This is a genomic window from Thermosynechococcus sp. HN-54 (genome assembly GCF_023650955.1).
GTDB lineage: Bacteria > Cyanobacteriota > Cyanobacteriia > Thermosynechococcales > Thermosynechococcaceae > Thermosynechococcus.
On sequence record NZ_CP098039.1, the window covers coordinates 1,807,414 to 1,825,134 of the forward strand.

Genomic DNA, 17,721 nt, shown 5'->3' on the forward strand with positions numbered 1-17,721 from the left:
ATGGGTGTTGTTCAAGCTCAGCCTAGAGAGAACAGCAGCCAACTCAGTTGTTTTACGGATGTGTTCATGACCCAAGCCACTGTTGCCAAACCCCCCATTGCTTGGCCTACGGCAACCTTTATTATTTTTGTACACCTCGGTGCTCTTCTTGCTTTTTTACCCAGCATGTTTAGCTGGAAGGCAGTCTTGCTGGCGCTTGTGCTTCACTGGTTGACGGCTGGCATCGGGATTACCCTTGGTTGGCACCGCCTCGTTACCCATCGCAGCTTCCAAGTTCCCAAATGGTTAGAGTATTTCTTGGTCTTTTGCGGCACCCTCTCAATGCAAGGGGGGCCGATTTGGTGGGTTGGGCTGCACCGCCATCATCATCTCTACTCTGATCAGCCGAATGATCACCACGACTCGCGTAAGGGCTTTTGGTGGAGCCATATTGAATGGATGTTTCGTGAGGTGCCAGCGGAAGCAGAGATTCCCCGTTTCACCAAAGATATTGCTGATGATCCGGTCTATCAGTTTCTTGACAAGTACTTTCTGCCCATTCAGGCGGTCTTGGCCATTCTGCTTTACCTGTGGGGCGGCTGGCCGTTTGTGGTTTGGGGAATTTTTGTGCGCCTTGTAACGGTCTATCACACCACTTGGCTGGTCAATAGTGCCACCCATACCTTTGGCTATCGCACGTTTGAAACCACGGATCACTCAACCAATTGCTGGTGGGTCGCCCTGTTAACCTTTGGTGAGGGGTGGCATAACAACCACCATGCCTATCAATACTCAGCGCGCCATGGTTTGCAGTGGTGGGAACTAGACCTGACGTGGCTAACAATTCGACTCCTGCAATTTCTGGGCTTGGCCACAAAGGTGCGTTTGGTGGAGGCACCGGCAGCTTCTTCCCAAGACTAGAGGACGATGCGGGTTCTCATTCTCGGCTGCGGTTATACAGGGACGTGGTTGGCGCGATCGCTCCAAGCCCAAGGCATTGATGTGGTCATTACCAACCGTCGGGGAAAGCCGCCGCCAGAACTCAGCCATGTTCCCTGTTTTCGCTTTGCATGGGAGCCCCAGGGGGAGCAAGTCCCCTTAGATTCAGCCGCCCTTGAGGGGGTAACCCACATCCTCAATAGTATTCCTCCCGATCGCCAAGGAGAGGATGCGGTTGCGCTGGCACTGTTGCCGCAGTTAGAGAAACTGAATCTGCAATGGTTTGGCTACCTTTCGACAACGGGGGTCTATGGCGATCGCCAAGGGGGCTGGGTAGATGAAACAACATCTGTCAATCCCCAAAATTTGCGTTCACAACACCGCGTCAGCATAGAGCAGACCTTTCTCAACGCGAACCTGCCCACCCATATTTTTCGCCTTCCCGGCATCTATGGTCCGGGGGAAGGCCGCAATCCGATCACTCGTATTCTTAAGGGCAATGTTCAACTCATCGATAAACCGGGGCACTACTTTTGCCGTATTCACGTTGAAGATATTGTCCAAACCCTCGAGCGATCGCTGACACAACCCACGCCGCAGGAAATTTATAACCTCAGTGATGATCAACCCTCAGAGTCGCTCCCTGTTTTACTCGAGGCCTATCGTCTTTTGGGTCGCCCGGCACCCCCAGCTGTTCCTCTAGAGGCTGCTAACCTAAGTCCAATGGCTCAATCCTTTTGGCGGGAATCGCGCCGAGTGCGCAATGACAAAATCAAGCAGGTTTTGGGCGTCAAGCTCCGCTATCCTTCCTACCGAGAGGGGCTAGCCGCAATCGTCCGTGAACTCAGTCCAGTAAATTAATCAACTCAACTCAATTATTTGAACTCAATTAAAGAAATCTATAACTCAATGCTCTACAGGGAACAACCTTCATCCCTAGGGGGTGGGTCGGCGGCGCTGGAGGAACTCAGGAATGTCTAACTTGGGCTTGGTTTCAACTTCAGGTTCTGGCGCAGGCGCTTCAGAAGGAGACGGTGTAGTTGTTAGGGGGCGGTGCGTCAAGGGGGTGGTTTTGGTGGTGGCACGGGTACGACTGATGGGTTCACCGCTAAATCCAGTGGCAATAACAGTGACTTGAACCTCCCCTTGCATGTCGGGATCAATCACAGCACCAAAGATGATATTGGCGTTGGCATCGGCGACATTGTAAATCACCTCCGCGGCTGCATTGACTTCATGGAGGGTGAGATCGGTTCCCCCAGTAATGTTGAAGACAACGCCCTTGGCACCCTCAATCGATCCCTCCAGTAGGGGTGAAGAAATTGCACTGACAGCGGCTTCCGTAGCTCGTGACTTGCCAGAGGCAATACCAATGCCCATCATGGCAGAACCGGCATCAGCCATCACCGAACGAATATCGGCGAAATCGACGTTAATCAGCCCTGGCAGATTAATAATGTCGGAAATCCCCTGAACCCCTTGGCGCAGCACATCATCGGCCACTCGAAACGCATCCTGAACCGATGTTTGCTCCGAAATCACTGCGAGAATCTTGTCATTGGGGATCACGATGAGGGTATCAACCCGACTTTGCAAGGCTTCGATGCCTTCATCCGCTTGACTAGCTCGACGACGACCCTCAAAGGTAAAGGGACGGGTTACGACTGCAACGGTTAGGGCGCCCTGTTCCTTGGCCACTTCAGCCACAATTGGCGCTGCGCCCGTGCCTGTACCGCCACCCATGCCACAGGTAATGAAAATCAAATCGGCGTCCTTGAGGGCAGCAGCGAGGTCTTCGCGGGATTCTTCAGCCGCTTTTTGACCAATGGCAGGGTTACCACCGGCGCCGAGACCACGGGTGAGTTTTTGGCCAATTTGCAGGCAGCGGTGGGCTTGGGATTGGGCGATCGCCTGCGCATCAGTATTGACACACCAAAACTCAACACCAGCCACATTACTGGCAATCATGCGGTTGACCGCATTGCCACCGCCACCACCGACACCAATCACTTTGATGCGCGCTGCTGAAGTTTCTACCAAGTTGTCATAACTCCTTAACACATCGGTTGGTGCGCCATGACCGTTGTCGCCAGATGCAATGCCTACCTCTCCCGGAACAAAGGAGGTCGGGACTTTAGAGGGAACAGGTTCCGTAGGCCACTGTTGATCTGACTCCATAACGCAACTGTCTTCACCCATGATAAATATGGGGCAACTATATCATGAACTCTAGCAAGGGCATCGGCAACACCCCACAAAATTAATCATATAAGCCTAACTCAGGGGCGAGCGGACTTTGGCCAAGAGACCATGCTTGGGGGCAAAAATCATCGCTAATAGAAAAATTAGGGTTTGCAGGACAACAATACAGCCACCTGTTGACGCATCCAGATAGTAACTGATGTAGGTTCCCAGTAAACTGCCAAGGCCACCTACCCCAAGAGCAATGAGCACCATCACGCCAAAGCGATCGCTCAACAAGTAGGCCGTTGCCCCCGGTGTAATTAGCATCGCCACCACGAGAATAATGCCCACGGTTTGCAGGGCAGCCACAGTGGTTAGGGATAGCAGCGCCAAAAGAAGATAGTACAGCAGGGTCGTATTTAGGCCAATGGTACGGGCATGGGTAGGGTCAAAGCAAAACAGAATCAAGTCCCGATGGAGTAAAGCAATTGTGATCAATGTAACGCAGCTAACAATTACCGTTTGCCAGAGGTCGCGATCACTAATCCCCAAGACATTTCCAAAGAGAATATGCATTAGGTCAACACTACTAGCGGTTTTCGAGAGCAACACCAACCCCAAGGCGAAAAAGCCTGTAAACACTAGGCCAATAACTGTATCCTCCTTCACCCGTGTCTGCTGCTGAATAAAGCCAATGAGGGTCACGGCCATCAGACCAAAGACAAAAGCCCCCAAGGCAAAGGGCAGCCCCAGCCAATAGGCCAAGATTACACCGGGCAAGACTGCATGGGACACTGCATCCCCCATCAGTGCCCAGCCCTTCAGGGTCAAAAAACAAGACAATACCGCACAGACACAGCCCACAAGGGTGCTTACCCCCAAGGCTTTGACCATAAATGCGTGTTGCAGCGGCTCTAGTAGCCAAGTGATCATCCTCTATCCTCTCTGCCTGAAAAGTATGATAAGGTGCTGCCAGTATAGTCGGAGTGCGGTTCTCGTGGATGGCATCCTTTTACTGAACCCTTGGTGGATAGGTATCTTGCTCAATACCTTCCTTGGGGCGATCGCCCTCCTTGCGCGGCAAAAATTACTCACCCCAGCAGGACTCTTCCATGCGTGGCTCTTGGGGGTACTGATCTGGGGGACACTCGGCTGGCAGGGCTATCTCATTGTCATGGTCTATTTCCTTGTCGGTTCCGCCGTCACCCGCCTCGGCATGGCAAAAAAAGAGGCCGCAGGCATTGCTGAAAAACGCTCCGGCGCACGCGGGCCAGAGAACGTCTGGGGATCGGCTTTTACAGGCACCGTCTGTGCACTCCTTGCTCTTCTGTTTCCCCAATGGCGAGAGCTATTCTGGGTGGGGTTTGTCGCTAGTTTTAGCACCAAGCTGTCGGACACCTGTGCCAGTGAAGTGGGCAAAGCCTATGGCCAGCGCACGTTTCTTATTACCACACTGCAACCTGTGCCACCGGGGACAGAGGGCGCCGTGAGCTTGGAGGGAACGCTAGCAGGTCTGGTGGGTGCTACTATCATAGCTGTGCTCGGTTCGAGTGTGAACTTGATGGGAGCGATCGCCATCCCCATTTGTATCCTTGCGGCCTTCTTAGCCAATCTTGTGGAGAGTCTCGTGGGAGCAACCCTTCAAGAACGCTACCCTTGGCTGAGTAATGAAATCGTCAACGGCATCAACACAACCGTGGGGGCTTTACTGGCAATGGCAGTCATTTTTATGGTTTCATAGGAAATTTACTGGTGAGCTAGGAGTTTAACTCCCTTTTTTATGACTTGACTCGTTTGATTTATCCGCATTTATATTAAGATTTGTCAAGTATGAACAAAATTCTAGACTGGCTTGACTCATTGCTAATTCACAACTCATTTCAACGCGAGGTTCGTCGCTGGTTTCGAGATAAAGGCGATAGCACCTTGCGGCTTGATTATCCACTTGATACAGAGAGCATTGTCCTAGATGTGGGGGGATATAAAGGAGACTTTACTGCTCTCATTCATGAGAAATTTAATTGTCGAGTGTTTGTTTTTGAGCCAGTTTCAGTCTTCTATCACATTTGTAAGAAACGGTTCGCTGGTAATGCAAAGATTACTGCCCTGAATTATGGGCTTTCTGACACTGATGAAGTTTCTCAAGTTTATATAGCTCAAGATTCATCAAGTTTTTATAAAAGAACTTCAAAAGCATCAGCGGAAATAGCTCAACTACGGAACTGTGCCACTGTTTTCCAAGAGCTTGGTCTCGAAAAAGTAGATTTGATGAAAATTAACATTGAAGGAGGAGAGTATAATTTAGTGAGAAAGCTCATTGATTCTAACTTAATAGAAAAGATAAAATATCTTCAGATTCAGTTTCATAATTTTGTTGAGAACTCAGAAGAGAAGCGTCAGAATTTACGTTCTCAGTTAACAAGAACTCATATTGAAATGTGGAATTACGAATTCGTTTGGGAAAGCTGGCAATTAAAGAACATTTGAGTTGCAACCTAGAAAATCATTCAATGACAAAGCAAGGATTAACGGGTCTTTTTGTCTATCCTGATATTCCCACAGCCGTATTTTTTGATCCTAATGGATCTCCAGATGGATTAACACAGCCTTGGATTGCCCTGCGGGAGGGGTTTCGTGCTCAAGGCGTTGAACTTGTTGGCCTCGATGAATGCTGTAATGATCCCGATTTTGAACTCCATCTCAATGTTCAAGCTCCGCGCTCCAAGTCTCCAAAATTTGTAATTCTCGCTGAACATCCGTTGATCTATCCAGCCAATGGGCGGCGGTTCTTATTGCGTCGCTACCAAGGTGTCTTTACTTGGAACCCTGACCTTGCTATCAAGCAGACCCAGCGAATTCAACTGCCTCACCCGTTCAAAATAACAGGTGGTGTAGATGGCTATGGGCAACGTCCTCAGTTGGTAGTTTTAATCAACAGTAATAAGGCTTTGGCTTGGTGGGCTCCCTCTCAAGATCTCTACCGCGAACGGGTCAGAGCTATTCGCTGGTTTGAACACCATGCACCACAGGACTTTGCCCTTTATGGTCACGGTTGGAATCACTCAGCCCAACTGCCAGTGGTGGGAGGTATCATTCACGCCTTAGAAAAAAGGTGGATTCACAGACCATTCCCCCCGTTTCCGTCTTGGCGGGGCATTGTGCCCACAAAAACTGAAGTGTTAAGACAGTCCCGCTTCTCGATTGTCTATGAAAACGCGATTTTTCGTGGTTACATCACAGAGAAAATTTTTGATGCCTTTTGCGCGGGGAACGTGCCAGTCTACTGGGGGGCACCAGACATTACCGACTACATTCCTAAGGCTTGTTTTATTGACCGTAGAGAGTTTTCCTCCTACGACTCTTTATACAGCTTTCTCAAGACGATGCCAGAAGAGATCTATAAAGGCTACCAGCAAGCAATTTGGAATTTTCTGCACTCTCCCCAAGCACAGCGGTTTTCTATTACTCACTTTGTGCAGACCATCGTTCGTGGCATTTTGGATCGATTCAACACTATTCATAAACAGTCAGAACGATGATCTTTGTCAATCTTATCGGTGGCCTTGGAAACCAGATGTTCCAGTATGCTTTAGGAAGGGCTTTGTCTATTGCTAAGGGAGTACCTTTGCGTTTAGATATTTCGGATTTTGAAAGTTACCAGCTTCATCAAGGGTTTGAGCTACATCGTGTATTTTGCTGTGAGGCTGCAATTGCTTCTCTTGAGGATTTGAAGTCTGTTTTGGGTTGGTGGGGGGTACCAAAAATCAGGAGAGCGATCGCCAACCTTAAGCTTTCAGCACTATGTAAGGGACGACTAATTCTTGAACCTCACTATCACTATTGGGAGCAAATTCACTCTATCCCTGACACCGCCTACCTTCAGGGCTACTGGCAATCAGAAAAATACTTTAGCGAAATTGCTGATGTCCTACGGGAAGATTTCAAGTTTAGGCAACCTCTGTCGGAAGCCAATGCTCAATGGGCAGATAAAATTACTCAGTGTCATTCAATTAGTCTTCATATTCGCCGTGGAGACTATATTTCAAACTCTACGACACATAGAGTTCATGGCGTCTGTCAGCTTGACTATTACTATCGCGCTATTGAATATATCACTACACTTGTAAGTGATCCTGTATTCTTTGTCTTTTCAGATGAAGTTGAATGGGCAAAATCAAACTTAGAAATCTCGCACCCTGTTTACTATGTGGAAAATAATACTGGTCAGGAGAGCTATAATGATATGCGATTAATGAGTCTATGTCGTCATCATATAATTGCCAACAGTACGTTTAGTTGGTGGGCTGCTTGGCTAAATGATAGCCCTGAAAAAATTGTGATTGCTCCTCCAAAATGGTTTGCTATATCTGATAAAGATGATTCAGACTTAATTCCAAAGAGCTGGATTAGGATTTGAGATGATTTAGTTATTGTTAATGATGAATATAAACAAAAATCCGACCATTTCAGTTATTTTGCCAGTTTTTAATTCTGACCAATATATTGAATTATCTATAAAATCTATTCTTCATCAATCTTTTAATGATTTTGAACTCATTATTATTAATGATGGTTCTTCGGATAATTCATTTGAAATCTTATCAAGCTATGCAAAAATTGATCCTCGTATTTACTTAATTCATCAGGATAATAAAGGTTTAATTTATACACTGAATAAAGCAATTGAGATTGCTAATGGTCGGTATATCGCTAGAATGGATGCAGATGATTTAGCCTTACCTAAAAGGTTAGAAAGTCAGCTTAAATTTCTAGAAGAAAATAAATTGCATCTTTGTGGCTCATCTGTTCAGCTCATTGGCGCAGGAATTGGTTCTTGGCACTATCCTCATTCCCATGAAGGCTGTGAAGCTGAATTATTGTTTGGTGTTCCTTTTGCCCATCCATCTGTGATCGGTCGCTCTGAGGTATTCAAAGAGCTAAGGTACTCCGCTGAGTGGTCTCTTGTAGAGGATTATGATTTATGGCAGCGGGCATGGGTGGTGGGGTTTAGGATGGGGAATGTTCCAGAGGTGCTTCTTCGATACCGAGTGCATCGAAAACAAACTTCAGCTCTTTACCGACGGCAGCAAGCTCAAAATAGTCAACGGATTCGTTCGCGCCACTGGCAACAACTACTGAGTGCCAAGCTAGGAATTTCGCCAACTGAGGCTCAAGAAGCAGAGAAAGACCCGTGGAAAACGTTCCACCTCCTGCAGGAGTTAAAGCAATGTTATAAAGGAACAGAAGCAGAGAAAATTCTCCAACATGCGTTCCTGCGCCTTTGTTCTCATCGCCTCCATAGTTGGGTTTTAGATAGAACAGGCTAGTCGAGTGGCTCAAGACCACAGTTCTGGAGTGATCATGTTTTTTAGTGTCGTAATTCCTACCTATAATCGCTTGCCCATTCTAGAAAAGTGTGTTCGCGCGATCGCCCACCAAACATGGAATCCTGAGCTGGGCATCGAGGGCTATGAAGTCATTATTGTCGATGACGGCTCAACAGACAACACGATTGAGTGGCTGAGGGAGCATGGTGAGGAATTTCCCTGTGTGCGCTGGTTGCAACAGGAGCATCTGGGGCCAGCGGCGGCTCGTAACTTGGGTCTTCAAGCAGCTCAGGGTGACTGGATTATTTTTATCGATAGTGATTTGGTAGTGACGGAAACGTTTTTAGAAGCTCATGTGAAGTGCTTAACTCAAGAAAAAGAACGTCTTGGCATTGAGGATATCCCTCAGGTGCCTGCTTTTTCCTATGGCCGTGTCATCAATACCTGTAATTTTGATGATCTAACCTCAGAACCATACAAGATCATTGATTTTTCAGCTGCCTATTTTGCAACGGGGAATGTGGCGATCGCCCGCCATTGGTTGGAAAAGGCAGGCCTCTTTGATACCCAGTTTCAACTCTACGGCTGGGAAGATTTAGAACTAGGGGTGCGCCTCAAGAAACTAGGTTTACGATTACTGAAGTGCCCCGAAGCCGTTGGCTATCACTGGCATCCACCCTTTTCCCTCAGTCAAGTTCCTGCCCTGATTCGGAAAGAGATAGAACGGGGAAGGATGGGGGTTTTATTTTATAAAAAGCATCCCATTTGGGAAGTGAAGCTCATGATTCAAATGACGCCATTTCACTATCTCCTTTGGGCAATTCTATCCCTTGGTGGACTTCTCAATGAGAAAACCATGGCTCCCCTCTTGCAATGGCTGATTAATATTGGTCGTCCTCAAGATGCACTCGAAGTGGCTCGTATCTTTTTGAACTGGTACAATGTTCGAGCTGTTTATTCAGCCTATCAAGAGCAAATTAAAAATTCAGTGTAGAGAACGAGCAGCAGGTTTGCAGGCGAGCCTTTGATACAATTAGGTCATAACCTCAAGTAACTCGCTTCAAAAGCATTGGTTATCACACTAGCCATTTTTTCATGAGCACGCTAACCCTGTCACCAGAGCTGAAAGCCCGTCTAGCCATGCCGTTGCGGATTGGTTCTGTCACGGTCAACAGTCGGGTATTGCAGTCCCCTTTGGCAGGTGTGACAGACTTAGTCTTTCGGCGATTGGTACGCCGCTATGCCCCTGAGTCAATGATGTACACCGAGATGGTGAGTGCTTCAGGGCTGCACTATTTGAAAACCCTGCCTCGGATCATGGAAGTGGATGCCAATGAGCACCCCATTAGTATTCAACTCTTTGACTGCCGTCCTGATTTTTTAGCGGAAGCCGCAATCAAGGCAGTGGCTGAAGGGGCGGATACCGTGGACATCAACATGGGCTGCCCGGTGAATAAAATCACCAAGAATGGGGGTGGCTCTTCGCTGCTGCGGGATGTAAAAACAGCAGCCACAATTGTGCGTACGGTCTCCCAAGCGGTGCCTGTGCCAGTTACGGTGAAAACCCGCATCGGCTGGAGCGATCAGGAGATCAATATCCTTGACTTTGCCAAAGCAATGGAGGATGCTGGTGCGGCAATGATCACGGTTCATGGGCGGACTCGCGCTCAAGGCTTTAATGGCCCAGCCCGCTGGGAGTGGATTGCACGGGTGAAGGAGCGCTTGAGTATTCCAGTCATTGCCAATGGTGATATTTTTTCGGTGGAAGCAGCGGTGCGTTGTCTAGAGCAAACAGGGGCAGATGGCGTGATGTGCTCCCGCGGAACCATGGGTTATCCCTTTTTGGTCGGTGAGATTGATCACTTCTTAAAAACAGGGGAGCGCCGGCCGGCGCCAACGGTGGTAGAGCGGCTGCAATGTGCGCGAGATCATCTCATTGGCCTCTGGGAGTATAAGGGGGAGCGGGGGATTCGCCAAGGGCGTAAACATTTGACATGGTACGCCAAGGGTTTTGCCGATGCAGCAGAACTGCGCAGTCAATTGTGCCAGATTGAAACTCTAGAGGCGGGTTTAGCCCTCTTGGATCAGGCGATTGAGCGTTTGCAAAATGTCCAAACTGTCTCAGAAACGGGGGCGATCGCGGCCTAAACCAGTGAGGAGAACGCTTTACTTTTCGCAAAAATCAGCCCCTAGAATTTAGGGGGTATAATGAAAATGTAGGTGTGAGCAGGCCAAAGAAGACTGACGAGGCTTGACCTACAACAAATTGGTTTACATTTCTAGTTTGATTGCAATCTCTTAATCTCTGGCGCATTCTCTAGCATTTGCAGTTAGCAGGTTCGTGCTGGTTTGAGCGGGCGATCGCTATCGGTGAACGGCGATCGCGAGAAATTGCTGCACACTTGATGAGGAACATTGGTTATGAACTGTACACGTTACACAGAATTGCCCGAAGCGGCATGGCAAGAATTTACAGGTGGTGACTGGGTTCATCGCATTGATGTCCGCGACTTTATTCAGCGCAACTACACTCCCTACACAGGGGATGCCTCCTTCCTAGTGGGGGCGAGCGATCGCACCCAGCAACTTTGGGCAAAAGTGCGTGACCTGATGGCTCAAGAGCGAGAAAAAGGGGTGCTCGATGCGGATACCAGTGTCCCCTCCTCCATTACGTCGCACGCACCGGGCTACATTGACCGGGAGTTAGAGCAAATCGTGGGCCTGCAAACCGATAAACCCCTGAAACGTGCCATCATGCCCTTTGGTGGCATTCGCGTTGTGGAAACGGCCCTTAAAGCCTACGGTTACGAACTGGATCCGCGCACCAAAGAAATCTTCACCAAATATCGCAAAACCCACAACGATGGCGTCTTCGATGCCTACACACCCGAAATGCGCCGCTGTCGTAAATCGGGGATCATTACGGGACTGCCGGATGCCTACGGGCGGGGTCGGATTATTGGCGACTATCGCCGTGTGGCGCTCTATGGGGTGGATCGTCTGATTGCCGACAAACAGGCACAGCAGGCTTCCCTAGAACTGGATGTCATGGATGAAGAAACCATCCGCCTGCGGGAAGAACTTTCTGAGCAAATCAAAGCCCTCAATGAGCTGAAGGAAATGGCGGCCAGCTATGGCTTTGATATTTCGCGGCCTGCGGCCAATGGCAAAGAGGCGATTCAGTGGCTTTACTTCGGCTACCTTGCGGCGGTCAAAGAACAAAACGGCGCTGCCATGTCCCTTGGGCGGGTCTCCACCTTCCTTGACATTTACTTTGAACGGGATTTGCGCCGTGGCACAGCAACAGAAGCCGACATTCAAGAGTGGATTGACCACTTCGTCATGAAGCTGCGGATGGTGCGGTTCCTGCGGACGCCGGAATACAATGAACTCTTCTCGGGTGATCCCACGTGGGTGACAGAATCCATCGGCGGCATGGCTCTGGATGGTCGGCCACTGGTCACCAAAACCAGCTTTCGCATCCTGAATACGCTCTATACCCTCGGTCCAGCCCCGGAACCCAACTTGACCGTGCTGTGGTCGGAAAACTTGCCGGAGGCGTTCAAACGCTTCTGCGCCCAAGTCTCGATTGACACCAGTTCGATTCAATACGAAAACGATGACTTGATGCGTCCCTACTGGGGCGATGACTATGCGATCGCCTGCTGCGTCTCGGCGATGCGGGTCGGTAAACAAATGCAATTCTTTGGGGCACGGGTGAACTTGGCCAAAGCCCTCCTCTACGCAATTAATGGCGGTCGGGATGAAGTCTCTGGTCAGCAAGTGGCACCCATGTTTGCGCCGATTACCGGCGACACCCTGAAGTGGGAAGAAGTCCTGCCGCGCTTTGAGCAGATGATGGCTTGGTTGGCGAAGGTGTATGTGAATACCCTCAACGTCATCCACTACATGCACGATAAGTACTGCTACGAGCGGCTAGAGATGGCGCTCCACGATCGCGATGTCTTCCGCACGATGGCCTGTGGGGTGGCGGGTCTATCGGTGGTCGCGGATGCCCTCTCGGCCATTAAGTACGCCGAGGTGAAAGTGATCCGCAATGCCGAAGGGTTAGCGGTGGACTACGAGATCAAGGGTGATTTTCCGAAGTACGGCAACAACGACGATCGCGTGGATAGTCTCGCGGTGTGGGTTGTGGAAACCTTCATGAACGAAGTCCGCAAACACAAGACCTACCGTAATGCTGTCCCCACGCAGTCGATCTTGACGATTACCTCCAACGTCGTTTATGGCAAGAAAACCGGCAATACTCCCGATGGCCGCAAAGCCGGTGAACCCTTTGCACCGGGAGCTAATCCCATGCACGGTCGTGATACCAAAGGGGCGATCGCCTCACTGGCGTCCGTGGCCAAACTGCCCTATGTCCATGCCCAAGATGGCATTTCCAACACCTTCTCCATCGTGCCGAGTGCCCTTGGCAAGACACGGGAGGATCAAATCAGCAACTTGGTGAATATGCTGGATGGGTACATCCACGACCAAGGCTTCCATATCAACGTCAACGTCCTCAACCGCGAAATGTTGTTGGATGCCATGGATCACCCTGAACTGTACCCACAACTCACGATCCGCGTGTCGGGGTATGCGGTGAACTTTATCAAACTCACCCGCGAACAACAGTTGGATGTGATTCGCCGCACCTTCCATGAACGTTTTTAGGCTCATCGTTAGGCTCTTTAGGCGAACTGCCGCCTAGATGAACGTCGCGTCCTCTATCTCGGTTGCTCTGGCGATCGGGGTAGATTTTTTATGTGGGTCACATCACAAAAGGCAAGGGGGTTTTCCAGTCGCTTGGTCAATCTTGTCAACCGTCCCTTTTTCCATAGATACCCTGAGGGCGATCGCGCCTGTTTGCTCCTCCATGGCTTGGGGGGTGGGGTTTATGAACTGCAACTTTTGGCAGAGGTACTCTATGAAGCGGGCTGGACGGTTCAGGGCATTCTCTATCCGGGGCACGATCGCCCCCGTGCCCAAATGCCGGCCTCGACATGGCACCAATGGTATGAGGCAGTAGTGACAGCCTTTAAGCCCTTACGAGACACCCATCGCACGGTTGCCGTGGTGGGCTTTTCTACAGGGGGGACGCTAGCGTTGCATCTTGCCGATGAGTATGCCGTTGATGCTCTCGTGCTCCTTGCCCCCTTTTTGCGCATCTATCGGCCTTGGTTTTTGCCCTTGGCGCCGGAAACTTTGGTGCAATCCTTTGGTCAGTGGATTCCTTGGGTGCCTCGGCGGAGCCTACCGATTCGCGATCGCGCCCTGCGCCAAGCAGCGGAAGCCGCCTGCTTTTTCAAAAGTTTTAATCTCCAAGCTGTCCGCAGTGCCCTCAACCTGATTGCCCAAGTGGCGCAAGAGTTGCCCCTCATCACAACACCAACACTGATTTTCCAAAGCCATGCCGATACCATCGTTGACCCCCAAGGGGCGCAGATCATTTACGCACAACTAGGCAGTCCCCAAAAGGAATTGCACTGGCTCAAAGATTCGGATCACTTGCTCCCCCTTGATGTCGAGCGAGAACAGGTATTCGCCAAGGTGGTCGCCTTTTTGGGAAGATAGTTGCAGTTGGTTACTTGCCCCGCCATGGAAACACTAGATCTACGGGGAACGCCCTGTCCCTTGAACTTTGTGCGCACTAAACTGCGGCTACAACAGTTACCCCCCCAACAACCCCTTGAGGTCTGGTTAGATCCAGGGGAACCTATTGAGCAGGTGCCCGATAGTTTGCGGATGGCGGGCTATGATGTCCTCGGCATTGAGCCACGACAGGACTATTTTGCCCTTCAGGTGCAGCGTCTTCATGAGTGACCTGGTGGGCTTGGTGCGGGCAGTTCAGGCCAATTACTATCGTGTCGGCCTGCGGGAAGCGGCCAAGGGGGTTGAGGAACTCCTGTGTGTGCGCCGCGCTCGCCTCAAGAAAATGGGGCAACAGGTGTGTGTGGGGGATTGGGTGGTGGTGAGCCATCCCGACTGGCAGGGACACCGGGGGGCGATCGCTGAGATTTTGCCCCGCCGCAATCAATTGCAACGGCCGGCGATCGCCAATGTGGATCAGGTGTTCCTGCTCTGTGCCTTGGCCGACCCCCCTGCCGATGTGCATCAGATCACCCGCTTCCTGTTGACCGCAGAGGGATTGGATGTCGAGATTCACGTGGTTTTCACAAAAGCTGATTTAGTCTCTAAAGCAGAACAGGAGCTGTGGCGCGATCGCCTGCACCAGTGGGGCTATTGTTGTGCTGTTCTCAGCCTCACCCAAGGGACAGACTGGCAATGTCTGCGTCCCCATCTCGCCAATAAAATTACTGTCGTCTGTGGCCCGTCAGGCGTGGGCAAAAGTAGCTTGATCCGCCACCTTACACCTCGGGAAGATATTCGCGTCGGCGCAGTCTCCGATCACTGGCACCGCGGGCGACACACCACTCGCCATGTGGAACTCTTTCCCCTACCCGAGGGGGGGTGGATTGCCGATACACCGGGCTTTAACCAGCCGGAACTGCCCCAAGACCCCCAGCAATTGGCAGCAGCCTTTCCGGAGATTCGCCAACGGCTGAGCAAGGATCGATGCCTCTTTGATAACTGTCGCCACGATCAGGAACCGGGCTGCTGTGTCCGCGGTGCTTGGGAGCGCTACCCCCTCTACGTTGAGTATTTACATGAGCTAGAAACGATGGCCAGTTCCGGGCTAGCTTCTGAGCATGCGCCCCCCCTGAAAGCTAAAACTGATCGCCAAGGTCGCCAACGATTTGAACCGCTCTTGGATCCGAAAAAATATCGCCGTCGATCGCGACGACAGCAGCATCAGCACCTCAATCCTATGGCTGAAGAAGTCCTTGATAGCGAACTGTGATGACTATGCCCCCTGTGTTAACCCTCCTCCTGTTGAGTGTAACGGGTCTTTCCCTCGTCATCTGGCTAGTCCTGCTGCTCTTTTGGGGACAGTTTTGGCGCATGGATCAACGCCTGCAAGGGGGAGACCTTGGTGCTTGGCCAACCGTTGTTGCTGTTATTCCCGCACGCAATGAGGCGGCAGTGATTGCCACCAGTGTGCGATCGCTCCTCGAACAGGACTACGCAGGCACCCTACACCTGATTTTGGTGGACGATCAAAGTAACGATGGCACAGGGGACATTGCTCGCCCAACGGCTCTGGAACTGGGCAAGGGCGATCGCCTGACGGTCATCGAGGGCGCACCGCTCCCCCCCGGCTGGTCCGGTAAGCTTTGGGCACTGTCCCAAGGCATTGAGGCCGCCCGTGGTTTTGATCCCGATTACTTGCTGCTCACGGATGCTGATATTGCCCACGATCGCCAAAATTTGTGGCAATTAGTCGCCCATGCCCGGCAGCAACAGTGTGCCCTTGTCTCGCTGATGGTGAAACTGCGCTGCCAAAGTATCTGGGAAAAGTTGCTCATTCCCGCTTTTGTCTTTTTCTTTGCCAAGCTCTATCCCTTCCGCTGGGTCAACGATCCCAAGCGGGCAACAGCAGCAGCAGCGGGGGGCTGTATTCTGATTGATCCCGTGGCGCTGGACAAGATGGGTGGCATTGCCTGTATTCGTGATGCCCTGATTGATGATTGTTCGTTGGCAGCAGCGGTGAAGCAGGCTGGCTACCGCATTTGGCTGGGGCTAACACCGACCACCGTGAGTTTGCGTGCCTACAACAGTCTGGGCAGTATTTGGCAAATGGTGGCTCGCACCGCCTATACGCAGTTGTCCTATTCACCACTCTTGCTCGTGGGAACTGTAATTGGCATGACACTGGTGTATTTGTGGGCGCCCCTTGCCCTTGGTATCGGTCTGATCAGTCAATCGCTGCCCTTAGCCCTCATGGGGGGACTCACTTGGGGGGGCATGGCGATCGCCTACAGGCCAACCGTTCGTTTCTATGGCCTCAATGGGGTCTGGGCGCTGACACTGCCCATGATTGCCTTTCTCTATACGCTGATGACACTGGATTCGGCGCGTCGCCACTGGCAGGGACAGGGGGGCGCTTGGAAAGGACGGGTTTATCCGCGCAAGTCGTAAACGGGGTGATAGGCCATCACAATTAATGTGTCAGTGGGGTCAAGGGACTGAAAGTCCGTGGGACGAGGGTTGAGTAACACCTGTTGATTTTGGCGGCGAATCCCCACAAGGAGCAGTGGATTGTCTGGATGCTGGCTGCTGTACTCACTCACCCAAGTACTGAGAGCAGGAAAGGAGAGGCCGTAGAGGGTGACTGGATAGTGCCCCGGCTCAATGAAGTAAAACTCATTGGTGTGATCGGAGTACGTCAGCAGTTGGCGATAGACCTCGGACATCTGGCGAAAGAGGGCACTTTGGGCAATGATGCCAGAACTATAGTCCTGACTGGAAATCACTTCATCCACCCCTGCTTCTTTGAGGTGACGCTGGCGATCGCTATTCACCAATTCGGCCACCACATGAATATCCTGCTCTTGACCGGGGGTTTTCTCTAGGTGCTTCACCGCAAGGGCAATGAGGGCATTTTTTTCATCGGGAGCTTCCATGTCGGCATCGGCAAGGAGAATAATGGCCTTGGCCTTGGGGGCGTTGAGGCGTTCGAGGGTACCGTGGTGGGTGGGATCCCCCTGCACCACAAAAACATCAGCGCGCTCTTGGAATTCGGGGTCGAGTTCAATGGGTTCCGCACACAACAGGACAATATCGCGGGGATGGTGACGGTTCGCCTCAATGAGTTGCCGCAGCACAAGGGGAGCCTTGGCATTCCAGTTGCAGACAATAATGTGGTTGCTAAAAGATTTCATGGGCAGCGTTTGGGCAAGGGCTTGGGTGACAAAGTAGGAGGAAAACTTGCCAATCAGGGCACCAAAGGCAAAGGTGCCAAAGAGGAGCAGTAGCAGTTGCAGGACTTGCCCCGGCAGGGTTCGTGGGCGATCGGGATACTCCCCTACCAACGTGATCAGTGCATTACTCAAAGTCTCCCAAGCTTGACGTGGGGATTGGAGTGCCTCTTCACTCCAGAGAAAAGCCCCAATCAACAGCACCAGAATCGCGATCGCCCCAAGGGTAAGGGAGCGCTGAAGCCGTTCTTGCATTGGCTTGCTGGGGAAACATCACGTCTATTTTAAGGTTGCCTTTCCCCCTTGTAGAGTCTCCCAGATTCCAGTATCCTGACTGCTATACCACTGGCAGAGGAGCGATTTATTCAGCATTATGGAAACAGACATCGGCAGTGGAGGAGGTTGACTCTTGATCAAGCCTGACGACCGACGATGCCGACTGGGAATGTACATCTGGGGTTCCCCCTAGA

At 51.1% G+C, this 17,721-nt stretch carries 17 protein-coding genes; 14 read left to right on the forward strand and 3 right to left on the reverse strand.

All coding sequences use genetic code 11. The annotated features are described in order from the left end of the window. Positions 1-66: 66 nt before the first annotated feature. Together NBE99_RS08730 and NBE99_RS08735 are read left to right on the forward strand one after the other, a co-directional pair. Positions 67-900, forward strand: a complete 834-nt coding sequence (locus NBE99_RS08730) for a fatty acid desaturase (RefSeq protein WP_250681708.1) — start codon at positions 67-69, stop codon at positions 898-900. A 6-nt stretch (positions 901-906) separates the two neighbouring features. Further along, complete coding sequence (locus NBE99_RS08735) at positions 907-1,779, forward strand: SDR family oxidoreductase (RefSeq protein WP_250681709.1); 873 nt, start codon at positions 907-909, stop codon at positions 1,777-1,779. A gap of 75 nt (positions 1,780-1,854) precedes the next feature. On the opposite strand, the gene ftsZ is transcribed toward NBE99_RS08735, so the two are convergent. Both ftsZ and NBE99_RS08745 read right to left on the reverse strand, forming a co-directional pair. Next, positions 1,855-3,117, reverse strand: a complete 1,263-nt coding sequence (gene ftsZ, locus NBE99_RS08740) for a cell division protein FtsZ (RefSeq protein WP_250681710.1) — start codon at positions 3,115-3,117, stop codon at positions 1,855-1,857. Positions 3,118-3,192: 75 nt separating this feature from the next. Then, on the reverse strand, positions 3,193-4,035 hold the full coding sequence (locus NBE99_RS08745; RefSeq protein WP_250681711.1) for a metal ABC transporter permease: 843 nt from the start codon (positions 4,033-4,035) through the stop codon (positions 3,193-3,195). Positions 4,036-4,060: 25 nt separating this feature from the next. Here NBE99_RS08745 and NBE99_RS08750 point away from each other — a divergent pair, with 25 nt between their 5' ends. The 12 genes from NBE99_RS08750 (at position 4,061) to NBE99_RS08805 (ending at position 16,472) form a co-directional block, all read left to right on the forward strand. Further along, on the forward strand, positions 4,061-4,843 hold the full coding sequence (locus NBE99_RS08750; protein WP_315897261.1) for a TIGR00297 family protein: 783 nt from the start codon (positions 4,061-4,063) through the stop codon (positions 4,841-4,843). Between the two features lie 89 nt (positions 4,844-4,932). Beyond that, complete coding sequence (locus NBE99_RS08755) at positions 4,933-5,589, forward strand: FkbM family methyltransferase (protein WP_250681713.1); 657 nt, start codon at positions 4,933-4,935, stop codon at positions 5,587-5,589. Further along, positions 5,541-6,641 carry a glycosyltransferase family 10 domain-containing protein gene (locus NBE99_RS08760; RefSeq protein ID WP_250681714.1) on the forward strand — a complete coding sequence of 367 codons (1,101 nt, stop codon included), beginning with the start codon at positions 5,541-5,543 and terminating at the stop codon, positions 6,639-6,641. Before NBE99_RS08755 ends, NBE99_RS08760 begins: the two co-directional genes overlap by 49 nt. Next, positions 6,638-7,519 carry an alpha-1,2-fucosyltransferase gene (locus NBE99_RS08765; RefSeq protein WP_250681715.1) on the forward strand — a complete coding sequence of 294 codons (882 nt, stop codon included), beginning with the start codon at positions 6,638-6,640 and terminating at the stop codon, positions 7,517-7,519. Before NBE99_RS08760 ends, NBE99_RS08765 begins: the two co-directional genes overlap by 4 nt. 19 nt (positions 7,520-7,538) lie before the next feature. Further along, positions 7,539-8,429, forward strand: coding sequence for a glycosyltransferase (locus tag NBE99_RS08770; RefSeq protein WP_250681716.1), 891 nt, complete (start codon positions 7,539-7,541; stop codon positions 8,427-8,429). A gap of 34 nt (positions 8,430-8,463) precedes the next feature. After that, complete coding sequence (locus NBE99_RS08775; protein ID WP_250681717.1) at positions 8,464-9,423, forward strand: glycosyltransferase family 2 protein; 960 nt, start codon at positions 8,464-8,466, stop codon at positions 9,421-9,423. A gap of 101 nt (positions 9,424-9,524) precedes the next feature. Continuing rightward, entirely contained in the window at positions 9,525-10,577 is a 1,053-nt protein-coding gene (gene dusB / locus NBE99_RS08780) for a tRNA dihydrouridine synthase DusB (RefSeq protein WP_250681718.1), read from the forward strand. A gap of 273 nt (positions 10,578-10,850) precedes the next feature. Then, positions 10,851-13,106, forward strand: a complete 2,256-nt coding sequence (gene pflB, locus NBE99_RS08785; RefSeq protein WP_250681719.1) for a formate C-acetyltransferase — start codon at positions 10,851-10,853, stop codon at positions 13,104-13,106. A 90-nt stretch (positions 13,107-13,196) separates the two neighbouring features. After that, positions 13,197-14,006, forward strand: a complete 810-nt coding sequence (locus NBE99_RS08790) for a carboxylesterase (RefSeq protein ID WP_250681720.1) — start codon at positions 13,197-13,199, stop codon at positions 14,004-14,006. 24 nt (positions 14,007-14,030) lie between these two features. After that, a complete protein-coding gene (locus NBE99_RS08795) occupies positions 14,031-14,255 on the forward strand; it encodes a sulfurtransferase TusA family protein (protein ID WP_250681721.1) in 225 nt (74 codons plus the stop codon). Further along, positions 14,248-15,294 carry a small ribosomal subunit biogenesis GTPase RsgA gene (rsgA, locus tag NBE99_RS08800; RefSeq protein ID WP_250681722.1) on the forward strand — a complete coding sequence of 349 codons (1,047 nt, stop codon included), beginning with the start codon at positions 14,248-14,250 and terminating at the stop codon, positions 15,292-15,294. Before NBE99_RS08795 ends, rsgA begins: the two co-directional genes overlap by 8 nt. Next, the gene (locus NBE99_RS08805; protein ID WP_250681723.1) at positions 15,294-16,472 is read left to right on the forward strand and encodes a glycosyltransferase; all 1,179 of its coding nucleotides are present in this window, start codon (positions 15,294-15,296) and stop codon (positions 16,470-16,472) included. Before rsgA ends, NBE99_RS08805 begins: the two co-directional genes overlap by 1 nt. Here the strand turns inward: NBE99_RS08805 and NBE99_RS08810 are convergent. Then, positions 16,454-17,506 carry a TrkA family potassium uptake protein gene (locus NBE99_RS08810; RefSeq protein WP_250681724.1) on the reverse strand — a complete coding sequence of 351 codons (1,053 nt, stop codon included), beginning with the start codon at positions 17,504-17,506 and terminating at the stop codon, positions 16,454-16,456. The genes NBE99_RS08805 and NBE99_RS08810 overlap by 19 nt on opposite strands. Positions 17,507-17,721 lie beyond the last annotated feature (215 nt).

Excerpts from the sequence above, each read along its gene's own strand:
- NBE99_RS08745 (WP_250681711.1), bottom strand. The coding sequence starts at position 4,035 with ATGATCACTTGGCTACTAGAGCCGCTGCAACACGCATTTATGGTCAAA.
- NBE99_RS08735 (WP_250681709.1), top strand. The coding sequence starts at position 907 with ATGCGGGTTCTCATTCTCGGCTGCGGTTATACAGGGACGTGGTTGGCG.
- NBE99_RS08790 (WP_250681720.1), top strand. The coding sequence starts at position 13,197 with ATGTGGGTCACATCACAAAAGGCAAGGGGGTTTTCCAGTCGCTTGGTC.
- NBE99_RS08795 (WP_250681721.1), top strand. The coding sequence starts at position 14,031 with ATGGAAACACTAGATCTACGGGGAACGCCCTGTCCCTTGAACTTTGTG.
- pflB (WP_250681719.1), top strand. The coding sequence starts at position 10,851 with ATGAACTGTACACGTTACACAGAATTGCCCGAAGCGGCATGGCAAGAA.
- dusB (WP_250681718.1), top strand. The coding sequence starts at position 9,525 with ATGAGCACGCTAACCCTGTCACCAGAGCTGAAAGCCCGTCTAGCCATG.
- NBE99_RS08755 (WP_250681713.1), top strand. The coding sequence starts at position 4,933 with ATGAACAAAATTCTAGACTGGCTTGACTCATTGCTAATTCACAACTCA.
- NBE99_RS08750 (WP_315897261.1), top strand. The coding sequence starts at position 4,061 with ATGATAAGGTGCTGCCAGTATAGTCGGAGTGCGGTTCTCGTGGATGGC.
- NBE99_RS08810 (WP_250681724.1), bottom strand. The coding sequence starts at position 17,506 with ATGCAAGAACGGCTTCAGCGCTCCCTTACCCTTGGGGCGATCGCGATT.
- rsgA (WP_250681722.1), top strand. The coding sequence starts at position 14,248 with ATGAGTGACCTGGTGGGCTTGGTGCGGGCAGTTCAGGCCAATTACTAT.
- ftsZ (WP_250681710.1), bottom strand. The coding sequence starts at position 3,117 with ATGGGTGAAGACAGTTGCGTTATGGAGTCAGATCAACAGTGGCCTACG.
- NBE99_RS08775 (WP_250681717.1), top strand. The coding sequence starts at position 8,464 with ATGTTTTTTAGTGTCGTAATTCCTACCTATAATCGCTTGCCCATTCTA.
- NBE99_RS08765 (WP_250681715.1), top strand. The coding sequence starts at position 6,638 with ATGATCTTTGTCAATCTTATCGGTGGCCTTGGAAACCAGATGTTCCAG.
- NBE99_RS08770 (WP_250681716.1), top strand. The coding sequence starts at position 7,539 with ATGATGAATATAAACAAAAATCCGACCATTTCAGTTATTTTGCCAGTT.
- NBE99_RS08730 (WP_250681708.1), top strand. The coding sequence starts at position 67 with ATGACCCAAGCCACTGTTGCCAAACCCCCCATTGCTTGGCCTACGGCA.
- NBE99_RS08805 (WP_250681723.1), top strand. The coding sequence starts at position 15,294 with ATGACTATGCCCCCTGTGTTAACCCTCCTCCTGTTGAGTGTAACGGGT.